This is a genomic window from Mesorhizobium sp. M4A.F.Ca.ET.022.05.2.1 (assembly GCF_003998845.1).
In the GTDB taxonomy this organism is placed as follows: domain Bacteria; phylum Pseudomonadota; class Alphaproteobacteria; order Rhizobiales; family Rhizobiaceae; genus Mesorhizobium.
The window spans coordinates 1-9,240 of the sequence record NZ_RZOJ01000244.1 but is presented as its reverse complement, the minus strand read 5'-3'; the positions used below and the strand labels follow the sequence as shown (position 1 = coordinate 9,240).

9 protein-coding genes are annotated in these 9,240 nt (G+C 64.0%); 7 read left to right on the top strand and 2 right to left on the bottom strand.

Annotation, left to right across the window (positions count from 1 at the left end):
* Positions 1 to 59: 59 nt before the first annotated feature.
* Both EN745_RS22995 and EN745_RS22990 read right to left on the bottom strand, forming a co-directional pair.
* A complete protein-coding gene (locus EN745_RS22995) occupies positions 60 to 1,334 on the bottom strand; it encodes an FAD-binding oxidoreductase (protein ID WP_127422340.1) in 1,275 nt (424 codons plus the stop codon).
* A gap of 17 nt (positions 1,335 to 1,351) precedes the next feature.
* Positions 1,352 to 2,020 (bottom strand): haloacid dehalogenase type II, encoded by a 669-nt coding sequence (locus EN745_RS22990; RefSeq protein ID WP_127422339.1) that lies wholly within the window; start codon positions 2,018 to 2,020, stop codon positions 1,352 to 1,354.
* 321 nt (positions 2,021 to 2,341) lie between these two features.
* Between EN745_RS22990 and EN745_RS22985 the strand changes: the two genes are divergently transcribed.
* From EN745_RS22985 to EN745_RS22955, 7 genes are all read left to right on the top strand, one after another.
* Positions 2,342 to 3,181 carry a GNAT family N-acetyltransferase gene (locus tag EN745_RS22985; RefSeq protein WP_127422338.1) on the top strand — a complete coding sequence of 280 codons (840 nt, stop codon included), beginning with the start codon at positions 2,342 to 2,344 and terminating at the stop codon, positions 3,179 to 3,181.
* A 14-nt stretch (positions 3,182 to 3,195) separates the two neighbouring features.
* Positions 3,196 to 4,569, top strand: a complete 1,374-nt coding sequence (locus EN745_RS22980) for an aspartate aminotransferase family protein (protein WP_127422337.1) — start codon at positions 3,196 to 3,198, stop codon at positions 4,567 to 4,569.
* Positions 4,570 to 4,809: 240 nt separating this feature from the next.
* Positions 4,810 to 5,532: an HAD-IA family hydrolase gene (locus EN745_RS22975; RefSeq protein WP_127422336.1), complete on the top strand. Its 723-nt coding sequence runs from the start codon at positions 4,810 to 4,812 to the stop codon at positions 5,530 to 5,532.
* A 63-nt stretch (positions 5,533 to 5,595) separates the two neighbouring features.
* Complete coding sequence (locus EN745_RS22970) at positions 5,596 to 7,206, top strand: ABC transporter substrate-binding protein (protein ID WP_127422335.1); 1,611 nt, start codon at positions 5,596 to 5,598, stop codon at positions 7,204 to 7,206.
* A gap of 88 nt (positions 7,207 to 7,294) precedes the next feature.
* Entirely contained in the window at positions 7,295 to 8,245 is a 951-nt protein-coding gene (locus EN745_RS22965) for an ABC transporter permease (RefSeq protein WP_127422334.1), read from the top strand.
* Entirely contained in the window at positions 8,242 to 9,093 is an 852-nt protein-coding gene (locus tag EN745_RS22960) for an ABC transporter permease (RefSeq protein ID WP_126058832.1), read from the top strand. The genes EN745_RS22965 and EN745_RS22960 overlap by 4 nt, the downstream gene beginning before the upstream one ends.
* On the top strand, positions 9,090 to 9,240 hold a 151-nt coding region (locus tag EN745_RS22955), incomplete at its 3' end, for an ATP-binding cassette domain-containing protein (RefSeq protein ID WP_127422333.1). The genes EN745_RS22960 and EN745_RS22955, both read left to right, overlap by 4 nt.

Here is a 9,240-nt window from a genome sequence, read left to right as displayed (position 1 = left end):
AGGGGAGTAAGGCAGTAGGGAATGAGCGCCTGTACCCTACTCCCCTACTCCCCACTGCCTCATAGTATCCGGTCGAGCGCCTTGTAGTAGAGGCCGACCATCGGCAGGAACCAGGGCTTGCCGGAATAGCCGGGAATGGAAGGCCACTCGAGCCCTTTCAGCGGATTGCGGTCCTCGCCGCCGAGCATGGCATCGGCCAGTATCATACCGAGATGAGTGGAGAGCTGCGCGCCGTGGCCGGAATAGCCCATCGCGAACCAGACGCCGTCATGGTAACCAGCCCGCGGAAAACGGTCCTTGGTCATGTCGACCAGCCCGCCCCAGCAGTAGTCGATCTCGACCTTGGCGAGCTGGGGGAAGATTGCTGCAAGGCCAGCCTGCAAGATCTGTCCGCTCCTGGCATCGGAGCGCTGGTCCGATGTCGCCGAGAAGCGCGCGCGGCCGCCGAAGATGAGGCGTCGGTCCGGTGAAAGCCGGAAGTAGTTGCCAATGTTCATCGAGGTCACGCATGTCCGGTTGCCGGGCATGGTCGCGGCGATCTCGGCATCGCTTAACGGCCGCGTGGCGATGATGAAGCTGCCGACGGAGATGATCCGGCGGCGGAAATAATTGAAATTCGGCGTGGTGTAGGCGCCGGTCGCCACCAGCACGTTGTCGGCGCTGATCTTGCCGCGCGAAGTGGTCAATTCATGTCTGCTACCGGCCTGCTTGCGGTCGGTCACTGCCGCGTTCTCGTGGATCACGGCGCCGTGGCGCGTGGCGGCCGTGGCCAAGCCTGCCACATAGCGGCCCATATGCATCATGGCGCTCTTCTTCGACAGCATCGCGCCATGGAAGGGCGAACCGATCTCGGACTTGAGATCCGCCGCCGACAGCAGCGCCGTGTCCGGATCCACCTCGGCATGGACGGCCTCGAAGTTGCGGGCGATCGCTTCGAAATGCTGCGGCTTGGAGGCGAGCTTCAGCTTGCCGGCGCGGCGGAAGTTGCAGTCGATGCTTTCCTCGGCGACCAGCGCCTCGATGGTATCGACGGAGTCGTCGAGCGCTCGGTACAGCGCGATTGCGCGTTCCTTGCCGAGTTCCGCCTTGGCCGAGAGGAAGCTATGGGCGAGGCCATTGTTCAGGTGCCCGCCATTGCGCCCGGATGCGCCCCAGCCCACTCGCTCCGCCTCCAGCACCGCCACCTTCGCGCCGGCCTTCGCCAGTTGGCGGGCCGCGGCGAGACCGGTGAAGCCGCCGCCGAGGATGGCGGCATCGTAGTGACCCTCGACCGGGCCTTGCGCCGCGCCGGAAAAGTCGGGAGCGGTGTCGTGCCAGTAGGAGACGAACTTCATCGGCAATCCGCCCTGTTTCAGAGACCGACCACGCCTGGAAGACCCGAAATGTCTGATATCTCGACATAGCCGTAGTACGGGTTGGCCGGTTCGTGGCCGCGGTTTACCCAGACCTTGTTCTTGATGCCGAGGTCGTGCGCCGACATCAGGTCGTAGCGGAATGACGACGAGCAGTGAAGGATGTCTTGCGGACCGCAGCCCAGCCTGTCGAACATATATTCGAAGGCCTTGAAGCGCGGCTTGTAGGCCTGTGCCTGCTCGGCCGTGTAGACGGCATGGAATGGCGCGCCGAGCTTCTCGACATTGGACATGATCTGCGCGTTCATGGCGTTGGACAGGATGACCAGCGGAATTTCCTTGGCGACTTTCGCCAGGCCGGCCGGCACGTCGGCATGCGGCCCCCAGGTCGGGACGCGCTCATAGACCATCCTGGCGTCGTCGGGGCTGAAGGCGACGCGGTTGCGCTTGCAGGCCCGCTCGAGCGCATTGTGGATCACGTCGGCATAAGGCTTCCAGTCGCCCAGGATCTCGTCCAGCCGGTACGCCGCGAAATTCTTGATGAACTCCTGCATGCGCGGCTCGTCGAGCCGGCTGCCGTAGAGGTCGCGTGCGGCTTCCGCCATCTGGAAATTGGTCAACGTGCCGTAGCAGTCGAAGGTGATGTATTTGGGCCTGAAGGAAGCCATGTCCGTCGATCTCCGGTGGAAGCACATCCGCGTTCGGATGAATTCATCATAGGACGGCAGAAGGCGGCCGACCTGACCGAAATCGGCGTCCCGAAAGCAGAAAGTTCCGTATCCGCCATCCGGTTTGGCACGCTGTAGCATCTGGTGTGGCGATTACGTCGTCGCGCGAGACGTGAAGCGCGCCCGCCGCGGCGGGCGCGCCAGCACAAGATGCGGCGCATGCCTCGCGCTACGGCGAAAGATACTGTCCAAGCCAAAGCCTTCAGACGATCTGCGGCGCGCCGATGGCCGAGACTTGATCAGCAGACGGAAGGATGCCTCATGCAGCAGGGCGAGATCGAACTCCAGGCCTTCGGGCCGGACCATATAGAGGGTGCGGTAGCGCTTTCTCGCCAGGAGAATTGGCCGCATCGCGCGCAGGACTGGCACATGGCGCTGCAGCTCTCGAGCGGCGCTGTCGCGCTCGACGACCAGGGCCGTGTCACCGGCACCATCCTGGTAACGCCCTATGGCAATGATTGCGCCATGATCAACATGGTGATCGTCGACAGGAATGTGCGGGGCCAGGGGCTCGGGCGCCGACTCATGGATCAGGCGATCGCCCTTGCCGGCGACCGTCCGCTGCGGCTCGTCGCGACGGCGGATGGCGAGCCGCTCTATGAAAAGCTCGGCTTCGTGCGCTCCGGTGCGATCCTGCAGCATCAGGGGAAAGTGACGGAGCTTGACGCGCCCGACGGCGTTGAAGCCGCAAGCATTGGCGATCTGCCGGAAATCAAAGCGCTCGATCGCGACGCTTATGGCGCCGACCGGGAAGCCCTGATCAATGCGCTGGCCGAGCGCGGCCACTTCGCAATCATCCGCCATAACGGCGCCATCGAGGCCTATGCGGCGATCCGTCCTTTCGGACGCGGCGAAGTGATCGGTCCGGTCATCGCGGGAAGCGCCGGTGACGCCAGGGCCCTCATCAGCTTTTTCGCCGCGCCGCGCTCCGGCGCCTTCCTGCGCGTGGATACCGACAGCCGGACCGGCATCGATGGCTGGCTCGAGGAAATCGGTCTCGTCCATGTCGGCGGCGGCGTGGCCATGGACCGTCCGCCCAAGCCGGGTTCGGAACCGGCCAGGCCAAAAGTTTACGCTCTCGCCAACCAGGCGCTCGGCTAGTTCGGAGGACAACAATGCTCGCCAATTCCCTGATCGAACTCGACCGCGCCCATCTCATCCATCCGGTCTCCTCATACCGCGGCCATGAAGCGCTCGGCGTGCGTGTCCTGAAATCGGCCAAGGGCGCCACCGTGACCGAAGCATCCGGCCGGCAGTTGATTGACGGCTTCGCCGGCTTGTGGTGCGTCAATGCCGGCTACGGCCACGACAGCATCGTCGAGGCGGCGGCCCGGCAGATGCGCGAGCTGCCCTATGCCACCGCCTATTTCGACCTCGGCTCGGAGCCGGCCATTCGCCTCGCCTCGGAACTGGCCGAGCGCGCTCCGGGGAATCTCAATCACGTCTTCTTCACCCTCGGCGGCTCGGACGCGGTCGACAGCACCATCCGCTTCGTCCGCTACTACTGGAATGCCAGGGGCGAGCCGAAACGCGACCAGTTCATTTCCATCGAGCACGGCTATCACGGCTCATCGGTGGTCGGCGCTGGCCTGACCGCGCTGCCCGCATTTCACGCCGGTTTCGGCATTCCCTTTGAATGGCAGCACAAGATCCCCTCGCCCTACCCTTATCGCAACCCGGTGGGCGAGGACGGCAACGCGATCACCGCCGCATCGCTCGCCGCGCTGAAGGCCAAGATCGAGGAGATCGGACCGGAGCGGGTTGCCGCCTTCTATGCCGAGCCGATCCAGGGCTCGGGCGGCGTCATCGTCCCACCGAAGGGCTGGATCAAAGCGATACGCGAGCTCTGCCGGCAGTACGGCATCCTGTTCATCGCTGACGAGGTGATCACCGGCTTCGGGCGCACGGGACCCCTGTTCGCTTGCACGGACGAGGACATCGTTCCCGATTTCATGACGACCGCGAAGGGGCTGACCTCCGGCTATGTTCCGATGGGCGCCGTCTTCATGGCCGATCATGTCTACGACGTCATCGCCGACGGCGCGGGCGCCGCTGCGGTCGGCCACGGCTACACCTATTCGGCCCATCCCGTCAGCGCCGCCGTCGCGCTCGAGGTGTTGAAGCTCTATGAAGACGGCCTTCTGGAGAACGGCATCAAGGCCGGTGCCCGCCTGATGATAGGATTGGCAAGCCTGCGCGACCACCCGCTCGTCGGTGATGTGCGCGGTCGCGGCATGCTGGCCGCGATCGAGCTGGTGGTCGACAAGACGAAGAAAACACCGCTTCCGGCGTCGGCCATACCGGCGCGGCGCGTCTTCGACAGGGCGTGGGACAACGGTCTCATCATCCGCGCCTTTGCCAACGGTGTCCTCGGCTATGCGCCGCCGCTCTGCTGCACCGACGGCGACGTCGACGCTATCATCGAGCGCACGCGCCTCACGCTCGACCAGACGCTGGACGATCCCGACGTCCGTCAGGCCCTGGCATGACGGGCGACGAATTTTTCGTATCTCGAAATATCGCCGGGGCAGACGATTTCGCAATTTTGTGCCGCCCCCTCACGCCTTTTCGGCGAATCCAGCGCGGGGGAAGTGCCAGACTGCCTATAAGACAAGGCCAGAAAGCGCGGATTTATGGGCTTTCGAAAAAGGCCAACGCCCAGGACAGCACGGAATTTTGTTCTGTTCAGCAACATGCAATCCGGTATCGCGCAGAGGAGAGCTAGTTTCTTGGCCAGGGCTTTCAGCGAATTCAAGTACATGACCTTCGATGTCGTCGGCACGCTGATCGACTTCGAAGGCGGCATCACGACTTGCCTGGCCGGGATTGCCGCCGAGACTGGCGTCTCCATCGATGGCGAAGCCGCGCTGGCCCTTTACCGGCAGGCCCGCTACATGCCCGATGCCGGCCTGTTTCCCGACGATCTGGTGCGTGTGTACATGGTCATCGCGCCGCAGCTCGGCCTGCCGGCAGACGAGAAATTCGGCGTCCGCCTGCGCGATTCCGCCGGCGTCTGGAAAGGTTTCCCCGACAGCGCGGCGGCGCTGGCGGACCTCGCGAAATCGCACAAGCTGATTGCCATGACCAATGCCCGACGCTGGGCCCTCGACCATTTCGAGAAGCAGCTCGGATCGCCCTTCTTCGCCACCTTCACCGCCGACGATACCGGAACGGAGAAACCGGATCCGGCGTTCTTCCAGAAGGTCTTCGATTTCGTCGCCTCAAGGGGCGACAGCAAGGACGACATCCTGCACGTCGCGCAAAGCCAGCATCACGACATCGGCATATCCCGGGCACTTGGCCTGACCAATTGCTGGATCGAACGCCGGCATGCCCAGAGGGGCTATGGCGGCACGATCGAGCCCGAGCGCTTCACCGTGCCGGACTACCACTTCACCTCGATGGCCTCCCTTGCGGCGGCCGTTCGGGAAAGCCTGAAGGAACGAACCTGAGCCCAAGCCCGGAAAGCCGCGACAAGACGAGCATGCCGACCGAACAACAGAAAGGGGAATGACATGACCGACAAGATCACGAACTGGACCAGCGCAGACGACGCCATGGTCGAGAACGCCATCCGGCGGGGCGCGAGCCGCCGCGAACTCCTCAAGATGCTGTTGGCCGGTGGCGCCGCGGTCGCCGCGGGCAGCCTGGTGCTCGGCCGCGCCAGCCAGGCCGTCGCCGCCGAGCCGGTTTCCGGCGGAAGCTTCAAGGCGGCCGGCTGGTCGTCCTCGACCGCCGACACGCTCGATCCGGCAAAGGCGTCGCTCTCCACCGACTATGTCCGCTGCTGCTCGCTCTACAACCGCCTGACTTTCCTCAACAAGGATGGCGTCACGCAGATGGAGCTGGCCGAGAGCTTCGACAGCAAGGACGCCAAGACCTGGACCGTGAAGCTGCGCAAGGGTGTCACCTTCCACGACGGCAAGGACCTCACGGCCGACGACGTCGTCTACTCGCTGAAGCGCCATCTCGACAAAGCGGTCGGCTCCAAGGTGGCCAAGATCGCCGCGCAGATGACCGGCTTCAAGGCGGTCGACAAGTCGACCGTCGAAATCACGCTCGCCGACCCGAATGCCGACCTGCCGACCATCCTGGCGCTGCACCATTTCATGATCGTGGCGGACGGCACCACCGACTTCTCCAAGGGCAACGGCACCGGCGCTTTCGTGCTGCAGACGTTCGAACCCGGCGTGCGTTCGGTCGTCACCAAGAACAAGAACTACTGGAAATCGGGCAAGCCCTATCTCGACTCCTTCGAATTCATCGCCATCACCGACGACAGCGCTCGCGTCAACGCCCTGCTTTCCGGCGACATCAATTTTGCCGCAGCGATCAATCCGCGCTCAATGAAGCTCCTGGAGAGCCAGCAGGGCTTCGAACTGTCGAAGACGACCGCGGGCAACTACACGGACCTCAACATCCGGCTCGACATGGATCCGGGCAGCAAGGCCGACTTCGTGGCCGGCATGAAGTACCTCGTCAACCGCGAGCAGATCGTCAAATCGGCATTGCGCGGCCTTGGTGAGGTCGGCAATGATCAACCTGTCTCGCCGGCGAACATCTTCCACAACGCCGACCTCAAGCCGAAGGCATTCGACCCGGACAAGGCGAAGTTCCACTTCCAGAAGTCAGGCCTGCTCGGCCAGTCCATCCCGGTGATCGCGTCCGACGCCGCGACCTCGTCGATCGACATGGCGGTGATCATCCAGGCCGCCGGAGCGGATATCGGCATGAAGCTCGACGTCCAGCGCGTCCCGTCCGACGGCTACTGGGACAATTACTGGCTCAAGGCGCCGGTCCATTTCGGCAACATCAATCCGCGCCCGACGCCGGATATCCTGTTCTCGCTCCTCTACGCTTCCAGCGCTCCGTGGAACGAGAGCCAGTACAAGTCCGAGAAGTTCGACAAGCTGCTCGTCGAGGCGCGCGGCTCGCTCGACCAGGCCAAGCGCAAGGAAATCTACAACCAGATGCAGGTCATGGTCTCCGAGGAGGCCGGCACCATCATCCCGGCCTACATCTCCAACGTCGATGCCCTCTCCAGCAAGGTGAAGGGTTTGGAGGCGAACCCGCTCGGTGGCATGATGGGCTACGCAATGGCGGAATATCTCTGGCTCGAAGCCTGAGGGGCGACTGCCGGGGGCCGGTCAGCCGGTCCCCCGGCACTGCATTGCGCAAGATGGTTGGCCGAACGCACCGCAGGGAGCGCTTTCAATGACGTCTGGGGTTCTCAACCTCGTGCTGAAGCGGCTAGGGATCGCGGCCATCACGCTATTGATCGTGCTGTTCGCCGTGTTCTTCGCCACCAGCATGCTGCCTGGCGACACCGCGTCGATCCTGCTCGGCCAGGCGGCGACTCCCGAGGCGGTCGCCGGCCTGCGCGAGGCCATGCATCTCAACGACCCGGCGATCCTGCGCTTCCTGCGCTGGCTTGTCGGCCTGCTCCACGGCGACCTCGGCACCTCCTATGCCAACGAGATGCCAGTTGCGGCTCTGATCGGCGGGCGCCTGGTCAACACCATGAAGCTCGCCGGCATCACCGCGCTGCTCTCGGTGCCGCTGGCGCTGACGCTCGGCATCACCGCCGCGATGTTGCGCGGCTCCGTCTACGACCGCACCGTCACCGTGCTTTCGATCGGCGTCATCTCCGTGCCGGAGTTCATGGTCGCGACGCTGGCGGTCTTGCTCTTCGCCGTTTATCTCAGATGGCTGCCGGCGCTGTCGTCGGTCAACGAAGCGCATTCGCTGACCGATCTCTTGCGCATCTATGCAATGCCGGTGATCACGCTCACCTTCGTCATCTCCGCCCAGATGATCCGCATGACGCGCGCCGCGGTAATCGAAACGCTGTCCACGCCTTATGTCGAGATGGCTCTCCTCAAAGGCGCCTCGCGCAGCCGCATGGTGCTGAGACACGCGCTGCCCAATGCGCTCGGGCCGATCGTCAACGCGATCGCGCTGTCTTTGTCCTATCTGGTCGGCGGCGTCATCATCGTGGAGACGATCTTCAACTATCCCGGCATCGCCAAGCTGATGGTCGATGCGGTCGCGACCCGCGATCTGCCGCTGATCCAGAGCTGCGCGATGATCTTCTGCCTCGGCTACCTTCTTCTCATCACGACCGCCGACATCGTCGCCATAATGTCCAACCCGAGGCTGAGATGACGATGGCGCGCGCGGCAGCCTCCCGGCGGTCCTTCCTGGGCCACAGCTACAACCTCGTCGGCGTCGTGGCCTCGCTGGTCATCCTGGCGTGGACACTGGTCGCGATCTTCGCGCCTTACATCATTCCCCATCCCATCGGCGACATCGTCGACGACGACTATTTCGGGCCGATGCGTCAGGGGCTGTGGCTCGGCTCGGACTATCTGGGACGCGACATGCTCTCGCGAGTTCTGATGGGCGCGCGCTACACCGTCGGTATATCGCTCGCCGCCGTCTCCATCGCCTGCTTTTCCGGTGTCGTGCTGGGCATGATAGCGGCGGTCACCGGCGGCTGGCTCGACACCTGCCTCAGCCGCTTCCTGGACGCCATGAACTCCATCCCCAGCAAGCTGTTCGGTCTTGTCGTCGTCGCTGCCGTCGGCTCGTCGATCCCGGTGCTGATCCTGACGCTCGCCGTCATCTATATCCCCGGCTCCTATCGCTTCGCGCGCGCGCTCGCCGTCAACATCAACACCATGGACTTCATGACTGTCGCCCGTGTCCGCGGCGAGAGCACCCTCTATCTCGTCGGCTCCGAGATCCTGCCCAACATCATCCGCCCGGTGCTCGCCGACTTCGGCTTGCGCTTCGTCTTCATCGTTCTGCTGCTCTCCGGCCTGTCCTTCCTTGGGCTCGGCCTGCAGCCGCCGCTCGCCGACTGGGGCGCGCTGGTGCGCGAAAACATCGGCGGCCTGCCCTTCGCGGCCCCCGCCGTCATCGTGCCTTCGCTGGCGATCGCCAGCCTCACCATCAGCGTCAACCTGCTGATCGACAACCTGCCGCAGAAGATCAGGGACCGGGACGCATGAGCAATCTCGTCGAGGTCAGGAACCTGAGGATCGAGGCGACGACCGACGCCGGACGGCTTGTCGAGATCATCAAGGGCGTCAGCCTCGACATCGCCGACGGCGAGATCGTCGCCCTGATCGGCGAAAGCGGCTCCGGCAAGACTACGG